The organism is Streptomyces sp. NPDC088747 (assembly GCF_044751025.1).
Classification (GTDB): domain Bacteria; phylum Actinomycetota; class Actinomycetes; order Streptomycetales; family Streptomycetaceae; genus Streptomyces.
Window position 1 is genome coordinate 351,834 of record NZ_JBIVKZ010000007.1, and the last position, 24,668, is coordinate 376,501.

Annotated in this window: 17 protein-coding genes; 15 read left to right on the forward strand and 2 right to left on the reverse strand. The window is 72.6% G+C overall.

The window, feature by feature from the left end:
• Nucleotides 1–408: 408 nt before the first annotated feature.
• Complete coding sequence (locus ACIP79_RS19565; protein WP_383687725.1) at nucleotides 409–591, reverse strand: hypothetical protein; 183 nt, start codon at nucleotides 589–591, stop codon at nucleotides 409–411.
• Nucleotides 588–1,217 (reverse strand): hypothetical protein, encoded by a 630-nt coding sequence (locus ACIP79_RS19570; protein ID WP_401224838.1) that lies wholly within the window; start codon nucleotides 1,215–1,217, stop codon nucleotides 588–590. Before ACIP79_RS19570 ends, ACIP79_RS19565 begins: the two co-directional genes overlap by 4 nt.
• 993 nt (nucleotides 1,218–2,210) lie before the next feature.
• On the opposite strand from ACIP79_RS19570, the gene ACIP79_RS19575 reads away from it, so the two are divergent.
• The 15 genes from ACIP79_RS19575 to ACIP79_RS19645 all read left to right on the forward strand — a co-directional run bounded on the left by ACIP79_RS19575 (nucleotide 2,211) and on the right by ACIP79_RS19645 (nucleotide 24,646).
• On the forward strand, nucleotides 2,211–4,295 hold the full coding sequence (locus tag ACIP79_RS19575) for an FAD/NAD(P)-binding protein (RefSeq protein ID WP_401225006.1): 2,085 nt from the start codon (nucleotides 2,211–2,213) through the stop codon (nucleotides 4,293–4,295).
• Nucleotides 4,292–5,716: a 3-carboxy-cis,cis-muconate cycloisomerase gene (gene pcaB, locus ACIP79_RS19580; RefSeq protein WP_401224840.1), complete on the forward strand. Its 1,425-nt coding sequence runs from the start codon at nucleotides 4,292–4,294 to the stop codon at nucleotides 5,714–5,716. Before ACIP79_RS19575 ends, pcaB begins: the two co-directional genes overlap by 4 nt.
• A gap of 905 nt (nucleotides 5,717–6,621) precedes the next feature.
• Nucleotides 6,622–8,184, forward strand: a complete 1,563-nt coding sequence (locus tag ACIP79_RS19585) for an NAD(P)-binding protein (protein ID WP_401224842.1) — start codon at nucleotides 6,622–6,624, stop codon at nucleotides 8,182–8,184.
• Between the two features lie 393 nt (nucleotides 8,185–8,577).
• Nucleotides 8,578–10,332, forward strand: a complete 1,755-nt coding sequence (locus tag ACIP79_RS19590) for a cytochrome bc complex cytochrome b subunit (protein ID WP_401224844.1) — start codon at nucleotides 8,578–8,580, stop codon at nucleotides 10,330–10,332.
• A 260-nt stretch (nucleotides 10,333–10,592) separates the two neighbouring features.
• Nucleotides 10,593–10,949: a DUF3099 domain-containing protein gene (locus ACIP79_RS19595; protein WP_401224847.1), complete on the forward strand. Its 357-nt coding sequence runs from the start codon at nucleotides 10,593–10,595 to the stop codon at nucleotides 10,947–10,949.
• 873 nt (nucleotides 10,950–11,822) lie between these two features.
• Entirely contained in the window at nucleotides 11,823–12,605 is a 783-nt protein-coding gene (locus ACIP79_RS19600) for a helix-turn-helix transcriptional regulator (protein WP_401224850.1), read from the forward strand.
• Nucleotides 12,606–13,349: 744 nt separating this feature from the next.
• Complete coding sequence (locus ACIP79_RS19605; RefSeq protein WP_401224852.1) at nucleotides 13,350–14,417, forward strand: type III polyketide synthase; 1,068 nt, start codon at nucleotides 13,350–13,352, stop codon at nucleotides 14,415–14,417.
• A gap of 65 nt (nucleotides 14,418–14,482) precedes the next feature.
• The gene (locus ACIP79_RS19610; protein WP_383685984.1) at nucleotides 14,483–15,040 is read left to right on the forward strand and encodes a cupin domain-containing protein; all 558 of its coding nucleotides are present in this window, start codon (nucleotides 14,483–14,485) and stop codon (nucleotides 15,038–15,040) included.
• 13 nt (nucleotides 15,041–15,053) lie between these two features.
• Nucleotides 15,054–16,202, forward strand: coding sequence for a DegT/DnrJ/EryC1/StrS family aminotransferase (locus ACIP79_RS19615; protein WP_401224854.1), 1,149 nt, complete (start codon nucleotides 15,054–15,056; stop codon nucleotides 16,200–16,202).
• Between the two features lie 274 nt (nucleotides 16,203–16,476).
• Nucleotides 16,477–18,063 (forward strand): class I adenylate-forming enzyme family protein, encoded by a 1,587-nt coding sequence (locus tag ACIP79_RS19620; RefSeq protein ID WP_401224857.1) that lies wholly within the window; start codon nucleotides 16,477–16,479, stop codon nucleotides 18,061–18,063.
• Between the two features lie 131 nt (nucleotides 18,064–18,194).
• Nucleotides 18,195–19,205: a methyltransferase gene (locus tag ACIP79_RS19625; protein WP_383685991.1), complete on the forward strand. Its 1,011-nt coding sequence runs from the start codon at nucleotides 18,195–18,197 to the stop codon at nucleotides 19,203–19,205.
• A gap of 186 nt (nucleotides 19,206–19,391) precedes the next feature.
• Entirely contained in the window at nucleotides 19,392–20,045 is a 654-nt protein-coding gene (locus ACIP79_RS19630; protein ID WP_401224860.1) for an undecaprenyl diphosphate synthase family protein, read from the forward strand.
• A 311-nt stretch (nucleotides 20,046–20,356) separates the two neighbouring features.
• Nucleotides 20,357–21,259, forward strand: a complete 903-nt coding sequence (locus ACIP79_RS19635) for an aromatic prenyltransferase (RefSeq protein ID WP_401224862.1) — start codon at nucleotides 20,357–20,359, stop codon at nucleotides 21,257–21,259.
• A gap of 191 nt (nucleotides 21,260–21,450) precedes the next feature.
• Nucleotides 21,451–22,938, forward strand: coding sequence for a vanadium-dependent haloperoxidase (locus ACIP79_RS19640; protein WP_401224863.1), 1,488 nt, complete (start codon nucleotides 21,451–21,453; stop codon nucleotides 22,936–22,938).
• Between the two features lie 196 nt (nucleotides 22,939–23,134).
• Nucleotides 23,135–24,646, forward strand: a complete 1,512-nt coding sequence (locus ACIP79_RS19645; protein ID WP_401224865.1) for an MFS transporter — start codon at nucleotides 23,135–23,137, stop codon at nucleotides 24,644–24,646.
• Nucleotides 24,647–24,668 lie beyond the last annotated feature (22 nt).

Here is a 24,668-nt window from a genome sequence, read left to right on the forward strand (position 1 = left end):
GTGAGGCGGTGACTTCGTGACGCGGTGACGCGGTGGTGGTGCCGTGGGGTTGGAAGGGGCCGCGGGTCCCGCGGATACGCCGTGCCGGTCCCGGGACGGGAAGGGCACGGCCGAAACCCGGGCGCCCCCGGCCCGCGCGCCCCCGGCCCAGGCGGACCCGGGCCGGCGGCATCACGCGGAGCGCCCCGCAGTTCCCGCCCCGCCGAACGCCTCGCCGCTCCCGTCCCGGCGGTGCGGGCGCCTCGCCGCGGGCGCCGAAGCACCCGCCCGGCCCGCCCCCCGTGGGGAACGGTCCCGCACGGCCACGGAAACCGCGCCGCGGGCGAGGGCACCGCGGGCGGCACGGTGGACGGCGCGGCGGGCGGCGCTGAGGCACCGCCGGGAGGGTGTCCGGGCGGTGCCGGGACGTCAGGCGTGGCGGTGCAGGGCGATCTCCGTGAGTTCCTCGATGTCGAATTCCGAGCGGCCCGGCGCGCCGTAGCGGGTTATCTTCCCCCGGCTCACCCATTTCCGGATGGTCGCCTCGGTGACGCCCACCGCGAGGGCGGCCACATTCGTGGGGACGAGCCGGTGACGCGGCGGCCTGGTCATGCGCTGACGCTCTTCCGTTGCCGCTCGATGAGCTGTCGCAGAGCGAGCCATTCCCGCATCTCCCATGAGTGTCCTGACGAGCAGGTGATACTGCTCCTGGCTTTGCCGCCGCCCCGCTGCGGTTCGGCGGTGATCGTCCCGGCGCAGTCGTTCACGACGCACTTCCTGGTGAGCGTGGACAGTTCGCTGGGATCGGGGTCGATGGTGCGGCGCAACTCGGCGGCGATGCTTTCGATCTCGTCCGCGAAGTCGGCGGCCGGAGGCTGAGCGGTGATCCATTCCAGGTTCACCGTCAGGAACCGCGCCAGCTGGGGGACGGACCGGTCCGGCGAGACGCGGCCGAGTTTCTCCACGACGATCCCCGACCAGGACTCGAGGATCGCGAGAATGTTGTGCCGGGCATCGAGCACGGAAATATCCAGGTGGTCCCGTTTACGGCTCCCCGAGACCTTCGTCGGGTTCGTCCGCCTGGGTGTCGGTGACAGATGGTGCAGGCTCTCCTGATGGAGAACGGGAAGGATGCGCAGGTTGTGCTCCGCCTGCCCGATACAGCGGACGCACAGCGCGGAGCCGGCCGCGGCGGGGATCTCCTGGACGTGGTTTCTGGGGCACGGGTGGACCTTCATTGAATCTCCTGCATGAGGTGACTCGCCCCCGCGGCCGGCACGGAACACATGGATGACCGTCCGGGCCGCGGCAGTTCATTTCATGACCGGTGGTCCTGGGGGAGAAGGCGGCCGGTGCGACCGGATCCCCTGCCCAGGCCAGTGAAAGACGTATCGATTCCGGTGCGGTGATCCCTCTTCAGGAATCCACGGCAACCGTTTCCGGCCGACCGCCGAAAGCGTCGGCCCTGATTCTCTCGATGGACTCAGCTGTCATGTGCTTTCCATTCCCCCGGCGATTCCCAGAAGTTTTCCCAGGCGCCCGGAGAGTTCCGCGAACGGGCCGGGCCGCCGCCGCCCGCCCTTGCGGGCGAGACGGCGGCACGGCGCGAGCAGGAACAATTCCCCATTTCGCGTCCGGCCCTGTCCGGGAGAACTCCGGGTTCCCTTCCCGCATCCCTGCCGGATGCGGGCGCCGTATCCCGGGCTGCCGAAAGTCCAATTCCCGGGGATACGCCTGCGCCGAAGGTAACGACGGGATCTCGAGCCTCGGTACAGCCCCGGACGCGTGCGGCTGTACCGGCAGACGGCCCCCTCCCGGGAGCCGGCGGCGCAGGGACGCGGGGGGCGCGAGCGGCGCCGGGGACGCCGGGGACCGCGGCGCCCCGGTCCGCGCCGCCGCCCGAGGGCCGCGGCGCCCCCGCGAGCGGTGGGGCTCCTGCTCCTCAAGCACGCTTCCACCGGGATCCGAGCCCTGGTTGAGCGTCTGCCCCGACGGTTGCCGAGGAAGGAGGCGCTGTGGACGACGGTACGCACGGAGGCCAACGCGCAGTACGCGCCGGACTCACCGCAGGGCCGCATGTGAAGGCGGCCGTTCAGTTTTCCCCGTTGGACCCGGTCCCCTCGGACCCGGTTCTCTCGGATCCGGTACCCGCGGACCCGGTCCCCTCGGACCGGGCGGCGACCCGGGAGGCCACCCCCGAGGCCGGGGGCGGAACGGGGGCACATCTGGAGGTGTGTCTCGTCGGTGCCGGACCCCGCGGGCTGTCCGTACTGGAACGGCTCTGCGCACAGGAGCGGAAGTCGCCCCGCTGGGACACCGTCACCGTGCACGTCGTCGACCCCGACCCGCCGGGTTCGGGACGGGTGTGGCGCCCCACGCAGTCCCGCCACCTGCTGATGAACACCGTCGCCTCCCAGGTGACGGTCTACACCGACGCCAGCGTCCGCATCGACGGCCCGCTGGACGAGGGGCCCAGCCTCTACGAATGGGCCAAGGCCCTGGAGTCCAGCGCCCTGGAGAGCGAGCCCGAGGTGCCCTACGGCGAGGAGATCCTCGCCGAGGTACGCCGCCTGGGCCCGGACACCTATCCCACCCGCGCCCTCTACGGCTCCTACCTGACCTGGGTGTTCCACCAGGTCGTCGCTGACTGCGCGGCCCACGTGAGCGTCCGCACGCACGCCCTGCGGGCCGTCGCCCTTCAGGACGCGGACGCAGACAGCATCGAGGACGGCACCCCCCACGCCGACGGCGGTCCCGACGGCGCCGGCCCGGCAACAGCGGCGGGAGCGCAGACGGTGGTCCTGGAGGACGGCACCCGGCTGTCCGGACTGTCCGCGGTCGTCCTGGCCCAGGGCCACGTACCGGCCCAGCTCACCGACACCGAACGGGAACTGGCCGACTTCGCCGCCCGCCACCAGCTGGCCTACCTGCCGCCCGCCAACCCCGCCGACGTGGACCTGTCGGGCATCGAAGCGGGACGGCACGTCCTGCTGCGCGGCCTGGGGCTCAACTTCTTCGACTACCTGGCCCTGTTCACCCAGGGCCGCGGCGGCGTCTTCACCCGCGTCGCGGGCAAGCTCCTCTACCGGCCCTCGGGCCGCGAACCGCGCCTGCACGCCGGATCCCGGCGCGGCATGCCCTACCAGGCACGCGGCGAGAACGAGAAGGGCGCCCACGGCCGCTACTTCCCGCGCCTGCTGACCACCGAGCACATCGCGGCGCTCCGCGCCCGCGACGCCCCCTACACCGCCATCGACTTCACCGCCGACCTGTGGCCGCTGATCTCCAAGGAGGTGTGCGCCGTCTACTACGCGGCGCTGCTCGCCCAGCGCGGTGAACTCCCCTCCGCCCGCTCCCGGTTCACCGACCGCTACCTGCACGCCGAACCGGGAGCCGCCGAGGACAGGCTCCTGGAGGAAGCGGGCATCGACGCGGCCGACCGCTGGGACTGGCAGCAGGTCGCCCGCCCCTACGGCCCCGGCGAATGCCGCGACCTGGCCGCCTTCCGCGGCTGGCTGCGCACCCGCCTCGACCACGACGTCCGCCTGGCCCGCCAGGGCAACATCAGCGGACCCGTCAAGGCCGCCCTGGACGTCCTGCGGGACCTGCGCAACGAACTGCGGCTCGCCGTCGACCACGCCGGCCTGTCCGCCGCCTCCCACCGCGACGCCCTGGACCGCTGGTACACCCCGCTCAACGCCTATCTGTCCATCGGCCCCCCGGCCTCCCGCATCGAGGAGATGGCCGCACTCATGGACGCCGGCATCCTCGACGTGACCGGCCCCGGCCTGCACGTCACCGCCGACGCGCACGACGAACACGGCCCCTGCTTCACCGCCACCTCCAGCGAGATACCCGACGTGCGGGTACGGGCCACCGTCCTCATCGAGGCCCGGCTGCCCGACATCGACCTGCGGCGCACCGCGGACCCGCTGATGAGGGAACTGCTGCGCACCGGGCAGTGCCGCCCCTACCGCATCCCCGCGGCCGGCACGGGCGGCGCGGACTACGAGACCGGCGGCCTGGACGTGTCGGAGCGGCCCTACCGCCTCATCGACGCCCGGGGCATCCCCCATCCGCGGCGCTTCGCCTACGGGGTGCCCACCGAGTCCGTGCACTGGGTGACCGCCGCGGGCATCAGACCCGGCGTCGGCTCGGTCACCCTGGAGGACTCCGACGCCATCGCGGCGGCCGTCCTCGCGGTACCCCGCCCGGCGCCGGACCTCCCACGGGCGGCCCCCGACACACCACCGCCCCCGCCGCCGACCCCGACGTCGGCTCCGCGCATGACCCCGAACGCGAAGGCAGGCGCATGACCTCCCTGCACGAACCGCCGCAGACGGGAACCCTCTCCGCCCACCTGGACGCCGGGCTGCTCTCACCGGTCCGGGCGGGCACCCCCGTCGAGGCCGCCGTCGGCGACCGCGCCTGGCTGCAGGCCATGCTCGACGCGGAAGCGGCCCTGGCCCGCGCCCAGGCCCGCTGCGGCACGGTGCCCGCCCACGCCGCCCAGGCCATCACCGACACCGCCCGCGCCGACCTGCTGGACGTCCGCGAACTGGCGCTGGCCGCACGGGAGACCGCCAACCCGGTGGTCGCCCTGGTCAAGGCACTGACCGCGCAGGTCGCCGAACGCTCCCCGCAGGCCGCCGAGTACGTCCACCGCGGCTCCACCAGCCAGGACGTCTTCGACACCGGCGCGATGCTGGTCTCCCAGCGCGCGCTCGGCCTGATCGTCGCGGATCTGCGGGCGGTGGCCGCCGACCTGGCCGCCCTCGCGGCCGCCCACCGCGACACCGTCATGGCGGGCCGCACCCTGGCCCTGCACGCCGTCCCCACCACCTTCGGACTCAAGGCGGCCGGCTGGCGCCACCTGGTCCTGGATGCCGCCGAACGCCTGGAGAAGGTCGCCCACGGCGGCCTTCCGGTGGCGCTCGGCGGCGCGGCGGGAACCCTCGCCGGATACCTCCAGTACGCCGGACAGGACGCCGACCCCGCCGACGTGGTGGACCGCCTGGGCGCCGCGTTCGCCGATGAGACGGGCCTGGCCGCCCCGGTCCTGCCCTGGCACGCGCTGCGCACCCCCGTAGCCGACCTGGCCGCCGCCCTCGCCCACACCGCCGGCGCCCTGGGCAAGATCGCCGCGGACGTCCTGGTCCTGACCCGCACCGAGATCGGCGAGGTGAGCGAACCCACCGCCGCAGGCCGGGGCGCCTCCTCGGCGATGCCGCACAAACGCAACCCCGTCCTGGCCACCCTGATCCGCTCCGCCGCACTCCAGGTGCCCGCCCTGGCCACCGTACTGATCCAGTGCCTGCCCGCCGAGGACGAGCGCTCGGCGGGGGTGTGGCACGCCGAGTGGCAGCCGCTGCGCGAATGCCTGCGCCTGACCGGCGGCGCCGCCTACACCGCCCGCGAACTGGCCCGCGGGCTCACCGTCCACCCCCGGCGGATGCGCGCCAACCTGGAGGCGACCGGCGGGCAGCTCGTCTCCGAGCGGATCTCGGCCGTCCTGGCACCGCACCTGGGCAAGGCGGCCGCCAAGGACCTGCTCACCCAGGCCTCCCAGCTCGCCACCGACACCGGCCGCCCGCTGGCCGACGTCCTGGCCGCCCTGCCCCAACTGGCCGGCCTGCTCAGCCCCCAGGAGGCCGCCACCCTCCTCGACCCGTCCACCTACACCGGCGCCGCCGGCCCCCTGGTGGACCGCGCCCTCGCCCCCCGCCCCACCCCGTAACCCCCGTGGCGGCCGGCCCCGGGGACCCCCGCGGACCCCCGGCCGCCACACCCCACCCACGAGCCCGACACCCAGCGGCCCGCCCACGGCACAGCACCGCCCCCCACCCCTGAGCCCCACCACCCCCGGAACGCGCCGGACCCGAAGTCCCGCGCCCTCTCAGGCAGTTGCCGCTACTGCTCCATTCCCGGGCCCGAAGTGCCGCGCCGTACCGTGCAGATCAGTAGCCGCACCGGCCCCATCCCGGCCCTGAAGTCCCCTGCCGCCCACGGAAGGCGGCGACCTGGCCACGCCCCGGCCGCCCTGAAATTCCGCGCCACCCGCCGCAGTCGGCGCGCCGGCCCCACCCAGAACCCGAAGTCCGCGGCCGTACAGAGAAGTTGGCGCCCTGGCTGCGCCCCGGCCCCGAAAATCCCGCGCCACCCGTCGCAGTCGGCGCCCCCGCTCCACCCCAGGTCCCGCCCCCCAAGCGTCTTGCACGGCACCGCGCCGGCCCCCTCGGCGCCCGAAGCCCCCACCGCTTTGCGGCAGTTGCCCTCCTGGACCCCGGTCGGCCCTCCGGAATCCGGCCCGGCACCCCGAAAACCGGCCCGGAACAACGGGATACGGCCATCTCCGCGCCCCCGGCGCCCCCCGTAACGCCCGCCCCCGTACGCCGCCCGCCCGCGCAGCGCCCCCGTATCGCCCACCGCCCCCGGGGCCCCGGACGAGGGCCCGGCACCGGCCCCGGTGGGCGCCCCCGCACCCGCGGCTCCCGGTACCCGGCGGCGCCGCCCCGCGCGCCCGCCCCCTCAAGGACGCCTCGAAGCCCGCTGGAGGCAGCGTCTTTTGACCGGCCGAACCCCGTCGCACCGGCGGCCGGGCACCGCATGATGCAAGCACAACCAACAAGGGGGGCAGCCGAGTTGAGTCTGGACGCAACTGTCGCCGGCCAGGGCGGCGGCCACGGCCACGCCGTGGTGATCGGCTCGAGCCTCGCCGGGCTCACCGCGGCGCGGGCCCTGGCCAACTTCATGGACCGGGTCACCGTCATCGAGCGCGACTGGGTGCCCCGCGGAGCGGGCCGCCGCCGGGGCGTGCCCCAGGCACGCCACACGCACAGCCTCATGCCCGCCGCCCACCAGGGACTTGAACAGCTCTTTCCCGGCGTCGGCCGGGACCTGGCCGGCGCCGGAGCGGTCCGCGTCGCCATCCCTCAGGACATGCTGCTGCTCGGCCCGGCCGGCTGGCTGCCCCGCACCGGCGCCGGCGCCGGCACCGACGCCGTGATGCTCAGCGCGGGCCGCGACCTGATCGACGCGGTCCTGCGCGACCGGCTGCACGCCGACCCCAGGGTCGCCTTCGCCCCCCACCACGAGGCCGTCGCCCTGCAGGGCGGCCGCCACGACACCGTCACCGGCGTATGGGTACGCCGCCGCGACCGCAAGGCCCCCGACGGCTGGGCCCCCAAACGCCTGTTATCCGCCGACTTCGTGGTGGACGCCTCCGGACGCGCCTCCCGCGCCCCCCAGTGGCTGGCCGAACTCGGCTACCAGCCACCCCTGGAAACCGTCACCGCCACCCGCACCGCCCACGCCACCGCCGTGTTCGCCCCGCCGGTGGGCCATGTCGCCGACTGGAAGAGCCTGTTCCTCATGGCCTCGCCCGCCAACTGGCGCCAGGGCATCCTCAACCCCGTCGAGGGCGGCCGCTGGTCGGTGTCGCTCAGCACCGGCGACGGCACACCCCCGCCCGCCGACCACCACCAACTCCTGCAGGCCGCCGGCACCCTCAACCACCCGCTGCTGCGCGACGTCATCGAGGGCGCCACCCCGCTGGGCCCGGTCTACGGCAGCGCCGGCACCGAGAACCGCTGGCGCCGCTACGAGAAACTGCGCCGCTGGCCCGACCAGTTCCTCGTCGTCGGCGACGCGCTCGCCTCCTTCGGCCCGCCCCACGGCCACGGCATGACCCTGGCCGTGCAGTGCGCCCTGGTCCTGGACCACCTGCTGGCCAGCCACGGCACCCCGGTCGGCCTCAGCTACCGGCTGCGCCACACACTCGCCCACCAGGTCGCCACCGCCTGGCAGGCCGGCACCCGCACCCTGCCCCCCGCCGCCGAAGGCCGGGCGGGCTCATGGCGCGCCCGGCTGGGCAGGCGCTACACCCACCGCATCGCCGCCGCCGCGACCACCAGCCCCCACGCCGCCGCCCTGCTCCTCAAGCAGCTCCAGGGCGCGGCCCCGCCGCCCGCCGCCCTGCGCAGCCCCCGCACCTGGGGGACCGCCCTGCGCAGCCCCGCCGCCCCGGCCTCCACCGTCCCCTCCGCGCCTCCCAGCACCACCCACGGCCCCGCCGCCCGCCGCCGCCCCGGCGCCCCGGACGCCCCCGCCATCGGCGTCTCCGCAGGCTCCCCGCACCCGCGCCCCACCGGCTCCTCGGCCCAGTGGCCGGCCCCGGCCCCCGCCTGCGACCGCAGACACCCCTGAGCCCTGGGGGCCCGGCCCCGGCCGTGCCCCGGATCACACCCGGTCCTAGGCTTGGCACATGACGAGAATCGAGCAATTAACCACCACCGAGGCCGACTTACACGGCCGGGAGTCGGTGTGCACCAGCAACGGGGCTGAAAAAAGACGCCTGTTGTGTACGAGGGAGGCCGATGAATACCCGGGTGACTCGCAACTCGCTCAAGAATCACTCGAGTTGGACCATGTGTTTGGCTCGAGTTCGGTTGTCCGACCACGTCGCAGGCCGCTAGCGTCACATCCGCTCCAGGGCACGCACCTGCGTCCGCCGCGGCAGGCCGCCCACTCCACCGACTGCTTTCCGGCCGGTGCGGGTATGCCCGTCACAGCAGAGCGGCGAGGGGAGGGCGCGCGGGTATGAGCGGGACCGACACGACGCCGCGGAGCACGCGCACCACAGCGCCGCCGCGGGGCGAACGCATCGCCGACTGGACCGACGGCCGGCTGGGGATCTACAACTTCCGGTTCCTGATCCGCAAGGTCTTTCCCGACCACTGGTCGTTCATGTTCGGCGAGATCGCGCTCTACAGCTTCGTCATGCTGCTCCTGACCGGAGTCTGGCTCACCTTCTTCTTCGACCCCAGCATGGCCGAGACGGTCTACGACGGCCCCTACGCCCCGCTGGAGGGCGTGCGGATGTCCCAGGCCTACGCCTCCACGATCGAGATCAGCTTCGAGGTGCGCGGCGGCCTCCTGGTGCGCCAGCTGCACCACTGGTCCGCCCTGATCATGATCGGCGCGCTCTGCCTGCACATGCTCAGGCACCTGCTCACCGGCTCGTTCCGCAAGCCGCGCGAGGCCAACTGGCTGTTCGGCTTCACCCTGTTGATCCTGGTCACCCTGGAAGGCTTCTTCGGGTACTCACTCCCCGACGACCTGCTCTCGGGCACCGGCCTGCGCATCGCCGAGGGCATCACCCTGGCCATCCCGCTGGTCGGCACCTACCTCCAGATGTTCCTGTTCGGCGGCGAGTTCCCGGGCCAGGACGCCATCCCCCGGCTCTACAGCTTCCACATCCTGCTGCTGCCCGGGCTCATCGTGGCACTGCTGACCGTCCACCTGATCCTGGTCTTCTACCACAAGCACACCCAGTTCCGGGGACCCGCCCGCACCGAGAAGAACGTCATCGGCCAGCCCCTGATGCCGCACTACACGGCCAAGGCCGGCGGCTTCTTCTTCCTGGTCACCGGCATCCTCGCGCTGCTCGCGGGCATCGCCCAGATCAACCCCGTGTGGGCGTTCGGCCCCTACCGCACCGACCTCATCTCCCAGGGCTCCCAGCCCGACTGGTACATGGGCTTCCTGGAAGGCGCCCTGCGCGCCATGCCCGCCTGGGAGTTCGTCATCCCCGGCGGCTACACCGTCAACCTGGGCATCGTGATCCCCGGCGTCGTCCTGCCCACCGTGATGATGGCGGTGATCGGCCTGTGGCCGTTCCTGGAGGCCTGGGTGACCGGTGACAAACGCGAGCACCATCTCCTGGACCGCCCGCGCGACCACCCCACCCGCACCTCGTTCGTGCTGTCCATGGTCGCCCTGTACCTGGTGCTGTTCTTCGGCGGCGCCAACGACGTCCTGGCCGAACGCTTCCACCTGTCGCTGAACTCGATCACCTGGGCGGTCCGCATCGGGGTGTTCCTCGTCCCCGCGCTGACCTACGTCATCACCAAACGGATCTGCCTGGGACTCCAGCGCCGCGACCGCGACAAACTCCTGCACGGCCGCGAGAGCGGAAGGATCGTGCGGCTGCCGCACGGCGAGTTCGTCGAGGTCCACGAACGCCTGGAACGCGGAGCGGAATACACCCTGCTGTCCAAGGACATGCCGCAGCCGCTGCCCGCGGCCGAACCCGAACACGACGGCGTCCCCAACCCGCAGGGCCGCACGGAGAAGGTGCGCCACCGCCTCAGCCACTGGCTCTACGGCGGCCAGATCGCCACACCCACACCCCAGGAGATGCGCCAGGCCCTGGAACACGCCGGCCACTCCTCCAACGGGCACGCCGCCTCCAACGGCGACGCCTCCTCCAACGGCCACCGGGAGAACGGCCACCGGGAGTCCGTCCCGCAGGCCGCCGTCCAGGGCCGGGAGACGGACCAGGAACAGCACTGACCCGCCGGCCCCGCACGAACGGCGGCACAGCACAGCGCAGCGCAGTCACCGGGCCGGACCACGGCGGCGCGGGTGACCGGGGAACGGTCACCCGCGCCGCCGCCGTCGTCCCACCCCTTCACGGCCGTACGCCGCCCCACACCCGGCCGGCAACCGGCACGGGAGGGACCCCGCACCGCACCGGAACCGGGCCCGGCCCGGCACCAGCCCGCCCCTGTCCGGCTTTCCGGCGCCCGCGCCGGCGCATCCACGGAGGCCCGATGAACACCACCCCCTGGCGCCGGGACGGCTCCCCGGCCGCGCCCATCACCCAGGCGCGCACCGGCCTCAGCCAGGACGTGCGCGGCCGCCAGCGCCGCTACGTCGTGGCCATGCTGGTGCGCAGCGCCTGCGTGGTCCTGATGGCCCTCACCTGGAACCGCTGGCCGGTCCTGGCGGTCTGCGCCCTCGTCGGCGGAGTCGCCATCCCCTACGTCGCGGTGGTCGCCGCCCAGGCCGGATGGCGCCAGCAGCGGGGCCCGCGGCACGCCCTGGCGAAGGTCCAGGAGGAGCCCGCCGTCCGCGTACCCCTGGAGCCCACCCTGATCCTGCCGCCGGAACACAACACGGCCGCCTGAACCGGGCCTTCACCCTCCCCGCCGTGGCCACCGCGCCCGGCGGGGAATCTTTTTGCCCCCGGTGAATCCGGTGAATTGGGCCGCCCCGTACGGGACTTCCGCATCACGATCACCGATGACGTGATTCAGGTCACTTTCAGGCGCTCTTGGCGCGGAGATGCCAACCGTGTCACTATTTCAGCACGCCTCCCCTGCCCAAAACCCGTTCCACGGCGGGGGGTTGAGCGCCGTACCGCCACCCCCGCACCGGCGAGACCGAGTCCGCCCTGGTGCACGGGCCCGCACCGCCGCCGGGTGTGACGGCTGAGCCGACAGCCGAGCACCATCCCCGGCACCCGCACCGACCCCCGGCGCCCCCGGTACCGAACTCCCCGCGCCCAGCGGCCCGTTGACGTACCCCTGCCGCCCGGCCGGAGCCCGCGCGTGGCCCGTACGACCGCGCCCGGCGAAGCGGGAGGACACCCCCGGCCGCCGCGCCGCGCTCCGTGAACCCCGCGCCCCCTCGCCCTCCGAGACGCCGAAGTGGCCTGCCGCCACCGCGGGTTGACCCCGCAGACGTCCCCGCCCAGGGCCGGACACCGCTCCCACCGCCGCGCTCGCCCCCGGGGGCGGGGGCCGCCGTATCCCCGACCGGTCCTGCGCACCGGGTGTTTCCGCCGGCCCTGCCGGCCGGCGGAAACACCCGCGGGACCCCACCGGCACCCGCCCCCGCCGAGGGCCCGGCGCGCCTGTCCCGGCTCCGGGACCCCGGCCCCTCCAGGCAAGGCCCCGCGAGGGGCCGGCCCAGAGGCCGCCCCGGAGCGAAGCCCCCGCACCAGCGAACCAAGACCTCCGGCCGCGGTAGCGCCGGACGGTCGTCATCGGGAGCCCTTCATGGAGCACCTCGTGCAGCAGGCCGTCACCACCATCCGCGAACGCTTCTGGGAGCCGCTGAGCCTGGACGACCTCGCGCAGAGCGCGATGGTCAGCAAGTACCACTTCCTGCGGGTGTTCAGCCGGGTCACCGGCGTCACCCCGGGACGGTTCCTGAGCGCCGTGCGGCTCCAGGAGGCCAAGCGGCTGCTCCTGAGCACCTCGCTCAACGTCGCCGACGTCTCGGCGCGGGTCGGCTACAGCAGCACGGGCAGTTTCACCCGCCGCTTCACCGAGTCGGTCGGGTTCTCTCCCACGCAGTACCGCAAGCTGGCGCTCCAGGTCCCCGGCGGGACACGGGAGCCCGCGCTGCCCGAAGCGGCACCGTCCACGGTGCCGGCCGCCCCGGGCGCCGGCTCGGTGACGGGGGCCCTGCGCACCGCCGGGACCGCGCTCTCGCCCGTCTACGTCGGCGCCTTCGAGGGCCCGATCCTCCAGGGAACCCCCGCCTCCTGGAACAACGCGTCCGCGCCGGGGTCCTTCACGCTGGCCCGCGTCCCGGCCGGCACCTGGTACATCCACGCGGTGGCCCGGGGCCGGCACCCGGCCGGCGCGGCCGAGACGGCCGGTACGGCTGGTGGCGCCGGTGCGGAGTTCACCTCGCTGATGGCCACCGCGGGCCCGGTGCGGGTGGAGAGCGGCGCCGCGCACCTCCTGGACATCACGCTGTCCCCGCCGGACTGGAGCCGGCCCCCGATCCTCTCCGCCCTGACAGGCATCGGCCCCCAGCCGGTCGCGGCCTGACCCCGCCCCGCACCACCCCCGCCGCGCACCACCCCCGCGCCGTGCACCGGACCCGCCCCGTACCGCCCGCGCCGCGGACCCTTTCGTGTCCCGCGGCGGCCCGGTGCGGGACACGAACACCCGCCGCCCGACCCCGCGTCCGCGTCCGGGCACGGCCCCGCGGCACACGCCGCAACAGCACCCCCGGGCGGACGGCCGGCGCCAAGGCCCCCGGCTCCTCACCCGCCGGGCGCGGACCGGCCGGAGCCGTGACAGCGGCCCGGCACGCCGACGGGAACCGGGACCCGCCTAGTCCGGGAAACCCCGCGCGCCTCCGGCCAGACCGCCCGCCCCGTCCGCCGCCCACGTGACAGCGGCCCGCGAGAACCGGGGCCCGGCCGGCCTCCGGCCAGCCCGCGCCTCTACGCGAGCACCCGCCCCGTCCGCCGCCCACGTGACAGCGGCCCGGCGCACCCGCGAGCACCCGGGCCCGCCCGGTCCGGCGGCCCCGCGCCTCCGCGCGAGCACCCGCCCGTACCGCCCCGCCCTGCCGCGTGCCGGCGGGTGCCCCCACAGACCTCCGCCCGCGGCCGGCACCGCCCCGTGCCGGCCGCAGGCGGTTGAAGACGCTCCGGACGCTGCGCGCGACGTGCCGTGGTCACAGTGCGCAGCCGGCCTCACGGCCGCCCGACCGGGCAGCACCGGGAGTGCGCGAAGGACTCTTCACGCAAAGAAGGCAGACTCGAGAGAAAGCAGAGCCCACCTATGCCAAGGCTATGCAAGCCCGCGGTGAATGCGCCGGAACACGTCATCACCATGGAAGAGACGCTGGAATTCGCCCGCCAGGCCCACGGCGGAAAGCCGCAGCTTCCGCTGGCGCTCCGGCTGATCCAGAACACGGGGGTGCAGAAGCGGCATCTCGTCCAGCCCATCGAGAAGACCCTCAGCCACCCCGGCCTGACCGAACGCAACCGCATCTACGAGGCCGAGTCGAAGAAGCGGACCCCCCAGGTCATCGAAGAGGCCCTGGTGAACGCCGACGTGGCCGCCCGCGACATCGACGCGATCATCTACGTGTCGTGCACCGGGTTCCTGATGCCCTCCCTGACGGCCTGGCTGATCAACAAGCTCGGCTTCAAGGCCGACACCGTGCAGATCCCCATCGCCCAGCTGGGCTGCGCGGCGGGCGGCGCCGCGGTCAACCGCGCCCACGACTTCTGCCTCGCGCACCCGGGCAGCAACGTCCTGATCGTCTCGTGCGAACTGTGCTCGCTGTGCTACCAGCCCGACATGGACGACATCGGCTCGCTGCTGTCCGACGGCCTGTTCGGCGACGCGGTCGCCGCCGCCGTGGTGCGCGGCAACGGAGGCGTCGGCATCGAGCTGGAGCGCAACGCCTCCTACCTCATCCCCAACACCGAGGACTGGATCTCCTACTCGGTGCGCGACACCGGCTTCCACTTCCAGCTGGACCGCCGCGTGCCCGGCACGATGGAGCCGCTCGCGCCGGTGCTGCGGGAGTTCGCCAAGGACCACAGCTGGGACATCGGCAAGCTCGACTTCTACATCGTGCACGCCGGCGGCCCGCGCATCCTGGACGACCTCGCCAAGTTCCTCGACGTCGACCGCCAGGTGTTCCGGCACAGCTGGGCCACGCTGACCGAGTACGGCAACATCGCCAGCGCCGTGGTCTTCGACGCCGCCCGCCGCCTCTTCGAACAGGACGCGCCGGCCGCGGACGCCACCGGCCTGATCGCGGGCTTCGGTCCCGGCATCACCGCCGAGATGGCACTGGGCCGCTGGTCCGTGGACACCTCGCTGCCCCTGGACTGAGCCCGCCGGGCGCCCCGAATCCGCCACCAGCCCCAGTTTCGTACGGACAAAAGGATGCGAATCGTATGACTACCCTGATCACGCCTGCCGGTGAGGGGCGGAAGCTGACCACCAAGGCGCAGGAGGTGACCTTCAAGGCCACCGCCGCGCAGGGCTCCTCCATATCCATCTTCGAGGTGGTGGTGCCGCCCGGGTTCGACGTCGGGGCGCACGTGCACAACGAGTCGCAGGAGTTCTTCTACATCCTCGAAGGCGAGCTGGAACTCCTGGCGTTCGAGCCGGCCGAGCGCACCGGGGACACCTGGCACCACTGGGAGTCCGCCGGCGGGGACCGCGTGGTGCGGGCGGGCGCGGGCAGCTGCATGTTCGTGCCCCCGGGCACCCCGCACGCCTTCCGCAACCCCACCGATGAGCCCACCCGCATGCTGTTCCAGAGCTACCCCTCGCCCGACCACGAGCACTACTTCGAGGAGATCACCCAGATCTGGTCGACCGGCCGGACGGTGGACCCCGCGGCGGTGGAGGAGATGCGCAAGCGCTACGACGTCAGCCAGATCACCCCGATGCGCTTCGACCCGCCCGTCCTGGTGGACGCCACCCCGGCAACCGAGCGTGAGGCATAGGGAGATGACGACGGTGGACACGATTCCCCTGGTGCACGCGAGCCTGGGCGAGCAGGAACTGGCAGCGGTCGCCGAGGTGTTCGCCTCGGGCTGGCCGGCCGGCCAGGGACCCCGGGGCAAAGCCCTGGAGGCCCAGCTGGCACAGCGCTACGGAGCCGGGGGAGCGGTCGCGGTCAGCAACTGCGGCGCCGCGCTGCACCTGGCCATGCTGGCCCTGGGCGTCAAGCCCGGCGACGAGGTCATCGTCGCCGACTACACCTTCCCCGCGCCCGCCCACGCGGTGCGCTACGTCGGCGCCGTCCCGGTCTTCGCCGACGTGCGGCCCGACACCGGCACCATCGACCCGCAGGCGGTGGCCGACCTCGTCACCGACAAGACCGTGGGCGTGATCGCGGTCGACACCGTCGGCCTGCCCGCCGACTACGCACCGCTGCAGGAGATCGCCGACCGCCACGGCCTGTTCCTCGTCGAGGACGCCGCCTGCGCGGTGGGCGCCACCTACCAGGGACGCGAGGCGGGAGCACTGGCCGAGGTGGCCTGCCTGTCCTTCCACGGACGCAAGGGAGCCACCAGCGGCGAGGGCGGCGCACTGATCGCCACCGACCCGGCCGTCGCGGCCGACGCCCGGCTGCGGTCCTCCTTCGGCATCGGCAGCATCTTCGACCAGGCCCAGATCATCGGCCTGCCGATCCCCGAATTCACCGAGATCGGCTACAACTTCAAGCTGTCCGACATCGCCGCGGCGATCCTCCAGGTCCAGATCGGCCGCATCGGCGAACTCCTGCGGCGCCGCAGCGCCGTCGCCGCCCGCTACGCCGAACTCTTCGCCGGCGAGGACCTCCTGACCCTCCCGCACGTCCCCGAGGACCGCACCCACGCCTGGCAGTCCTACGTCGTGACACTGCACGAGAGCGTGGACCGCGCGGGCCTGGCCACCGAGCTGCGCGCCCAGGGCATCGGCTGCGGCCACGGCACCTGGGCCACCCACGTGCAGCCCGTCTTCCGCACCCAGCAGACCTGCCCGGTCTCCGCGGACCTCTTCGCCCGCAACCTCGCCATCCCCATGCACGCCGAACTGACCGAGGCCCAGACCGAACGGGTCGCCGACGTCGTCCGGCGCGCGCTGCGCACCCACGCCACCTCCGCCCGGCGCGCCGCCTGACCCACCCGCCGCCGGCCCGCCGGCGCGCACCACCGCCCCGAGCTCCGTGACGCCGGGCCGGGACGGGCCCCCGCCGGCCCGGCCCGGCGCCACGGCCCCGCGGGCACGCCCCGCCCCCCGCCACCGGCCCGGGGCGGGGTCGTGCCCGACAGCCACCCCCACGGCGCCGGCGCCCCTCAGCGCCCGCGCGCCGCCCTGACGCCGGCCGGCTCCCTCCCGGACGCCGCCCGACGCGTCGTCGACCTCGCCGCGTGCCCCAAAGGAGACAGTCCCCATGAAGGGCTCAACAGCCTATAAATCGATACAGAAGCGCGGTCTTCACATCGGCCTGCTGCCGGAGATGGCCGCGGCCGTGAACGGGTCGACGCCGATCACCCTCGACCACGACCTGGACATCTTCCCCGGCGCGGGGCGCCACCTGACGGTGGCGGAGTACGCCGAGCACGTCGACGACCTGGCGGGCCGCCTGTGGGCGGCCGGGGTCCGGCCCGACGAGCGCGTCGTGCTCTACAAGAGGGCCAACGCCGACCTGTGGATGCTCGCCGCCGCGGCCTCCCGCATCGGCGCGGTCCCGGTGAACCTCTCGCCCGCCCTGGACGCCGCGACCGTGGCCGCCCTGCTCAAGCGGGTCGACCACCCCACCCTGGTCACCGACGAGCCCAAGCTCGGCCTCCTGAAGGAGGTCCCGCTGGCGGACCTCACCGCCCGGGTGATCACCGCGTCCGGCGAATGGCCCGGCACCCAGTCCCTCGCCGCGCTCGCCGGCTCCCCGCGCGTCGCGCCGGTGGTCCGGCCGATCGACGAGGCCGCCGTGATCACCCACACCTCCGGCACCACCGGCATCCCCAAACTCGTGGTGCACACCCCCCGCACCCAGGGCCGCCGGCTCATCCCGCAGCGGCGGCTGCTGTCCCTGATCCGCAAGCGCGAGACCGCCGCGATCCACATCCCCTTCGTGCACTCGCGGATGGTCGCGGCGATGACCCTGGCCCTCCTCAAGGAGTGGCCGGTGCTGCTCCTGCGGGAGTCCGACCCCGCCGACGTCGCCGAGCAGTTCGCCCGCCACCGCCCGGCGTTCGTGGAGGCCCTGCCCAACTCCCTGATGGAGTGGGAGGAACTCGCCGAGGACCCCCGCCGCCCCTTCGCCTCGGTCAAGGTCTTCAGCAGCACCTTCGACGCCATCCACCCCCGCACCATGAGCCGGCTGCTGAAGGCCTCCGACCGGCGCGGCGCCCTCTTCTTCCAGATCTACGGGCAGAGCGAGGTGGGCCCGGCCGTGGGCCGCGCCTACTTCCGCAACTCCGCCCACAAGGCCAACGGCCGCTGCGTGGGCTGGGCCATGCCCAGGGGCGCCGCGAAGATCCGCGTGGTCGGCCGCAACGGCAAGACGCCGTCCGAGAAGAACCCCGGCTTCATCGAGGTCGCCTGGGACGGCCTGGCCAAGACCTACTTCGCCGAGCAGGACCGCTACGACACCAACCGCAACGGCCACTGGTGGCGCACCGGCGACGTCGGCTACCGCACCCGCCTGGGCTGCCTGCACATGCTCGACCGCGAGGTCGACATGATCCCCGGGGTGCGCAGCTCCCTGGAGGTCGAGGACGTCGTCCTGAGCAAGCTGAGCGAACTGAGCGAACTCGTCGTCGTGCAGGGCCCCAACTCCGAGCCCGTCCCGGTCATCTGCACCGTCGACGACAAGCCGCTGGACGCCGGCCGCTGGCGCGCCGCGGTCGCCGCCTTCCCCCAGCTCGCCGACCCGGTCCAGATCCCGCAGGCCGAACTGCCCCGCACCGCCACGCTGAAGGTCCAGCGCCTGGCGCTGGCCGCCCGCTTCGCCCAGCGGCCCGGAGAGCGTGCGTGACCCGTGACCAGCCCACCGCCACGGCGGTGGGACCCAACCCGACCGGTCTGAACCTGAAAGGGGCTAACGCCTTGTCATCGGAAGCCACGCTCGCCCGTTTTCGCGAATACATGGTGGGACCCTCGCGGTTCATGAGCCTGCTGTCCTGCTTCGAACTCGGCCTCATCGACCAGCTCCGGGACACCCCGGACCTGACCGCCGCCGAGCTCGGCGCCGCCGTCGGCGCCAAGCCGGACGCCGTGGAGCAGCTCCTCTTCCTCCTCGTCAAGGAGGGCTTCGTCGCCTACGACGAGGACACCGCCGCCTACTCCCTGGACGCCCTCGGCGAGGTCGCCGAGCGCGACATCAAGCGGGCGCTCGCCTACATGAACCTCATCAAGGTCACCGCGCTGCGGCAGCTGTTCTACCTCACCGAGAGCGCGCGCACCGGCACCGTCGTGGGCCTCAAGGAGCTCTACGGAGCCGAGGGCACCCTCTACGACGCCGTCGCCGACCACCAGGACCTCAACGACTCCTGGCTCACCCTGATGAACAACGTCACCGCCAACATCGACCCCTGGTTCTTCGCCAACGTCGACATCCCCTCCGGCGCCCGGGTCCTGGACGTCGCGGGCAACACCGGCCTAGGGGCGATCCACACCTACCGCCACAAGCCCTCGCCCGGCCTGAAGGTGACCACCTTCGACCTGCCGGACAAGGAGACCAAGGCGCTGGAGAACTTCCGCGCCGCGGGCCTTGAGGAGCACCTCTCCTTCATCGGCGGCAACGTCTTCGACGAGATCCCCCAGGGCTTCGACATCGTCCTGATCAAGCACTTCCTCGACATGTTCGACAAGGACGACGTGTTCCGGATCCTCCAGGGCGTCAACAAGTCCCTCGAGGTCGGCGGCCAGGTCAACATCCTGGTGCCGGTCTACCCGGAGAACATCAAGGACACCGACAACTACAACGTCGACTTCTTCCCGGCCTTCTTCATCGGCTGCACCATGGGCCAGGGCGGACCGCAGAAGCTGTCGACCTACGAGCGCTGGCTGGAGGAGTGCGGCTTCAAGCTCACCAAGGCCGTCACCAAGGACTCCTCCGAGATCCCGCCGGACGTCATCCCCGTCCAGGCCATCCTGTCCGCGACGAAGGTCGCCTGAACGGCCACGCCCCCCTCACCGGCCCGGACCTGACGGCGCCCCCACCGGCGCCGTCACCCGTGGGCCTGCGCCGCCGCCCCGGGCAGCCCCCGGCCGTCCCGGCGGCGGCCCCCGGCCCTCCCGCCGCGCCGGCGTCCGCGCCGGCCCCTGCCGAAACGACAGATCACGTAACCGAAGGAGATCACGGTGAGCAACCTGATGCTGCTGCCGGACGGAATGCGCCGCTGGTCCAAGGAGCACGGCGTCTCTCTCGACGACAGCTACGCGGCCATGACGGACAAGATCGGCGAGTTCGTGGAGTGGTCCCGGGAGGAGGGCTTCACCACGCTCTACATCACGGTCTCCTCCGTCGCGAACTACAGCCGCTCCGCCGCCGCGGTGGAAACCGCCATGAACGCGTTCACCGAGGTGGTGCGCCGCACCCACGACAGCCTCAACTTCGACTTCTCCGGGACGCTCGAGGTGGTGCCCGAGAGCTGGCTCACGGAGCTGGAGGTCCTGCGCGACAAGTCGGACAAGGGCTCGGGGTTCACCCTCCACTACATCCTGGGCATGTCCCTCTCCCACGAAGTGATCGGCATCTTCAACAAGTTCAACGGGAAGATCCCGGAGCTGACCGAGGAGATCCTGACCGAGAACGCCTACGTGCCGGAGCCGGTCGACTACCTCATCCGGATGGGCGACTCCTACCGCATGTCGTCCTTCTTCCCGCTGATGTCGCCCTTCGCCGAGATGTTCTTCTCCAACCAGCTGCTGCCCGACATGACCCGCGACGACTTCGACGCCGCCCTGCGCGACCTCCGCGGCCGGGACCGGCGCTACGGCATCTACCCCACCTGAGCCACCGGCCGTCCCCCGGCACGGTGCGGCGGAGCCCCGGCCCCTGACGGCCCCGGGGGCTCCGCCGTGGTCGGCGCCCCGCGGCTCGCGAAGCCGTCCAGGACGATCTCCCGGCCCCTTGAACTCCGCTGGAGGACAAGGCTCGACACAGCCGACCGGCCTTGCGTCCCCGCCCCGAGCCCGCAAACAATACGGTCCAAGCGGTTTTATTCAGGTCCCGGGAAAACGGAACACCCCATACAGAGTTCCCATACAGAGTTTCGGAATTCCCCGCCAGAACACTTGCCCACGCTGACTGCTTTGGAGGACGGATGTCCGGTGGCACTGAGGCAGAGGAACTGTACTCGGCCATTGAGGAATCGGCCCGATTGGTGGGCGCGGCCTGCCCGCGCGACGAGGTCTGGCCGATTCTCGCCGCCTACGAGGACGCGATAACGGCGGACAGCGGAATCGTCTTCAGCGCCCAGACCGGCGAGAGCCAGGCCGGCGAACTCGAATACACCGTCCAGGTGTCGGGAATCGGCGACCCCTACGCCCGCGCCGTCGCGAACGGCTTCGTGGCACCGACGGACCACCCCGTCTCCACGCTGCTCTCCGACATCCAGGAGCGCGTCTCCATCGGCCTGTACGCCATCGACTGCGGCGTCGCCGGCGGCTTCAAGAAGATCTACGCGCTCTTCCCCGAACTCCAGACGGTGGCGCAGCTCGCGGCCATTCCGTCCGTGCCGCCCGCCCTGGCCCAGAACGCGGACTTCTTCGCCCGCCACGGCCTGGACGGCACCGCGGTGATCGGGATCGACTACCAGCACCGCACCATGAACGTGTATTTCCAGCTCCCCTCCGCCGGAAACCTGGACCCGGAATCCGTCCGGTCCATCCTCCGCGAAATCGGACTGCCGGAACCCGACGAGCAGATACTCGAATACGCCTGCACCTCGTACCGCATCTACACCACGCTCAGCTGGGAATCCCCGAAGATCCAGCGGATCTCCTTCGCCCCCCAGCCGCGCCCCGGACTGGACCTGTCGGCGCTGCCCGCCAAGCTGGAACCGGGAATCGAGCAGTTCATGCACAACGCCCCGCACCGGTACGCCGGCGAGCGCGTCCGCGCGTCGGTCGTCAAGTGGTCGCACGAGGAAGAACGCCTCGACCTCGGCTCGTACTACCAGATCTCGCCCAAGCAGCTGAAGACCCTGACGGCCGCCCGCGACTGACCCCCCGGCAGCCCCCGGCGCTGCGGCGCCCCCGGCTCTGTTGCGGACGCCCCGGCTCCACGGCAGGCATCCCGGCGCCCGCCCGCTCCACCCCGCTCCACCCTGTTCCACCCTGCTCCTCCAGGCCATGGTCGGCCCACCGCGCCCCGCCCTGGACCGCTGAACCCTCTTCCTGAAGAAAGGACACACCCATGACGACGTCCGTGGGCCACCCCGCAACACCCGCCGCCGCCAAGGCGGGCGGCCCGGCCGCGAAGCCCCCCGCCGGCATCGGCTTCGACTTCGACAACGGCAACTTCATCCGCGACCTGGTCACCACCAACGCCGGCGGGGCCTTTCCCCCGGAGAGCGGCATCGGCCCCAACGACGCGACCATCTACATCTGGATCACCCACCTGTTCCAGATCTCCTGGTTCGACGCGATGGCGCCCTACCACCCCACCGCCGTCGGCCTGTACTCCCGCATAGCCCGCCGCCCCGCGAGCGAGGCCGCCACCAACAGGAACAAGAACATCGCCGGCCTCTACGCCTCCTACCAGGTCGTCAGGGCCGTGTTCGAGGAGCGGGCGCTGGTCATGCGCCAGGGAATGCTCGCCGTCGGCCTCGACCCCGACGACGACTCCCAGGACCCCACCACCCCCATCGGCATCGGCAACATCGCCGGCAAGGCGATCGTCGAGGCCCGCCTGCGCGACGGCCTCAACTTCCTGGGCGACGAGGGCCGCACCTACAACGGCCGCCCCTTCGAGGACTACACCGGCTACCAGCCCGTGAACAGCGCCTACGAACTCGCCGACCCCTCACGCTGGCAGCCGGCCGTCGGCCCCCACCGCCGCCGCGTCGGCGGCGGCCCCGGCGACATGGGCGTCTTCGTCGTCCAGAACTTCGTCACCCCCCAGCTCGAGCGGGTCACCGCCCACACCTTCCAGGACCCGGCCCAGTTCAAGCTCGACACCCCCGGCCACACCGACCACACCGACGCCGCCGCCTACAAGAGCGCCGTCGACGAGGTCCTCGCCGCGTCCGCCGCCCTGACCGACGAGCAGAAGGTCAAGGCGGAGTTCTTCGACAACAAGCTGATGGGCCACACCCTCTCGCCGCGCGCCGCCGCCGAGGCCCACGACCTGGACCTGGACGGCTGGTGCCACCTGTTCACGGTGACCTCCGTGGCCCGCTTCGACGCGTTGATCGCCGCCTGGCACCACAAGCGCAAGCACGAGGCCCCGAGGCCCGTCAGCGCCGTCCGCCACGTCTACGGCAACAGCCCGGTGACCGCCTGGGGCGGCCCCGGCAAGGGCACCGTCAGCGACCTGCCCGCCAACGAGTGGGCCAGCTACCTGCCGGCCGGGGACCACCCCGACTACCCCTCCGGCTCCACCATCCTCATCTCCTCCCAGGCCCAGGCCTCCCGCCGCTTCCTCGGCGACGACGTCCTGAACTGGAAGTCCACCCTGCCGGCCGGCTCCACCCGCACCGAGCCCGGCCTCACCCCCGCCGCCGACACCGAACTGCGCTGGGACACCTGGACCGACTTCGAGCAGGACTGCGCCCGCAGCCGCGTGTGGGGCGGCGTCCACTTCACCGCGACCGTGGACACCTCCATCGAGTTCGGCGCCCAGTTCGGCGACCTGGCCCACGACTTCCTCCAGCGCCACATCAACGGCGACGTCCAGGACTGACCCCCCGCCGGCGGCGGGCCCCGCACCCGGCCCGCCGCCGCCCCCCCTCGTACGCCGACACGCGACCGGCACCATCAACGGCCCGGCACGGACAGCGACTTGCCGCACCGCAGGACGCGATGTCACAAGTCAGCGCCCGTGTCTCGTCATAAGGGATGACGCCTCACCCCGTTCGATGGAACAAGGAGAATTGTTCATGGCAACACAAAACGCAGCCCCCGCGGCAGGGCCGAGTTCAGGGGCGGCCGGCGACCCGAAGCGGTGGCTGATCCTCGCCGTCATCTGCTCCGCGTACCTCATGGTCGGCCTCGACCTGACCGTCATGAACCTCGCCCTCCCCACGGCGCAGGAAACCCTGGACTTCAGCAACGCCGACAGACAGTGGATCGTCACCGCCTACGCCCTGTCCTTCGGCGGCCTGCTGCTGTTCTTCGGACGCCTGTCCGACCTGATCGGCCGCAAGGAGAGCTTCCTCATCGGGCTCACCGGCTTCGCGATCGCCTCCGCCGTCGGCGGCGCCTCCAACAGCTTCGGCATGCTGGTCACCGCCCGCGCCAGCCAGGGCGTCTTCGCCGCCATGCTCGCCCCCGCCTGCCTGGCCCTGCTCGCCACCACCTTCACCGACCCGAAGGAGAAGGGCAAAGCCTTCGGCATCTTCAGCGGAGTCGTCGCCAGCGGCGCCGGCCTCGGACTGATCATCGGCGGCGCCCTCACCTCCGCCTTCGACTGGCGCTGGTGCCTGTACGTCAACCTGATCTTCGCCGCCGTCTCCCTCGTCGGAGGCACCCTCCTGCTCAAGCGGGAGCCCAAGACCGGCGGACGCATGGACATCCCCGGCGTCCTGCTGGCCTCCGGCGGCATGTTCTGCCTCGTCTACGGCCTCTCCAACGCCGCCGAGGAGAGCTGGAGCACCCCCTCCACCTGGGGCTACCTCGTGGCCGGCGGCGTCCTGCTGGTCCTGTTCGCCCTCTGGCAGACCCGCACCGCCTCCCCGCTGCTGCCGCCCCGCATCGTCCTGGACCGCAACCGCGGCGGCGCCTACCTCACCGTGCTGCTCGTCGGCACCGGCATGTTCGGCATCCTGCTCTTCCTCATCTACTACATGCAGCTCACCCTGGACTACTCGGCGATCACCTCCGGCGTCGCCCTGCTCCCGATGATCGTCGCCACCACCCTGGGAGCCGGCCTCGGCGCCACCAAGCTGATGCCCAAGTACGGCCCCAAGCCCCTGATCTCCGGCGGCCTCCTGGTCAGCGCCGCCGGCATGGCCTGGCTCACCGGCATCAGCGTCGACTCCGGCTACGCCTCCGACCTCCTGGGCCCCCTCGTGGTCGTCGGCCTCGGCATGGGCCTCATCTACGCCGCCGCCCTCACCACCGGCACCTCCGGCGTGGAGACCCGCGACTCGGGCATCGCCTCGGCCTGCATCAGCGCCGGCCAGCAGCTCGGCGGCGCCCTGGGCACCGCCCTGCTCAACACCATCGCCGCCACCGCCGTCACCAACTGGCTGACGGACAACACCAAGGGCCGGCCCACACCCGAGCAGCTCCAGCTCGCCTCGATCGACGGCTACACCACCGTGTTCTGGTGGTGCGCCGCCATCTTCGCCGGCGGCGCCGTCATCGCCGGCCTGCTGCTGCGCCGCGGCCCCCTGCCCGTACCCGAGGCCCCCGCGCAGGCCCCGGCCGTACAGACCGAAACCGCCTGACAGGCACCGAACCAGGCCTGCC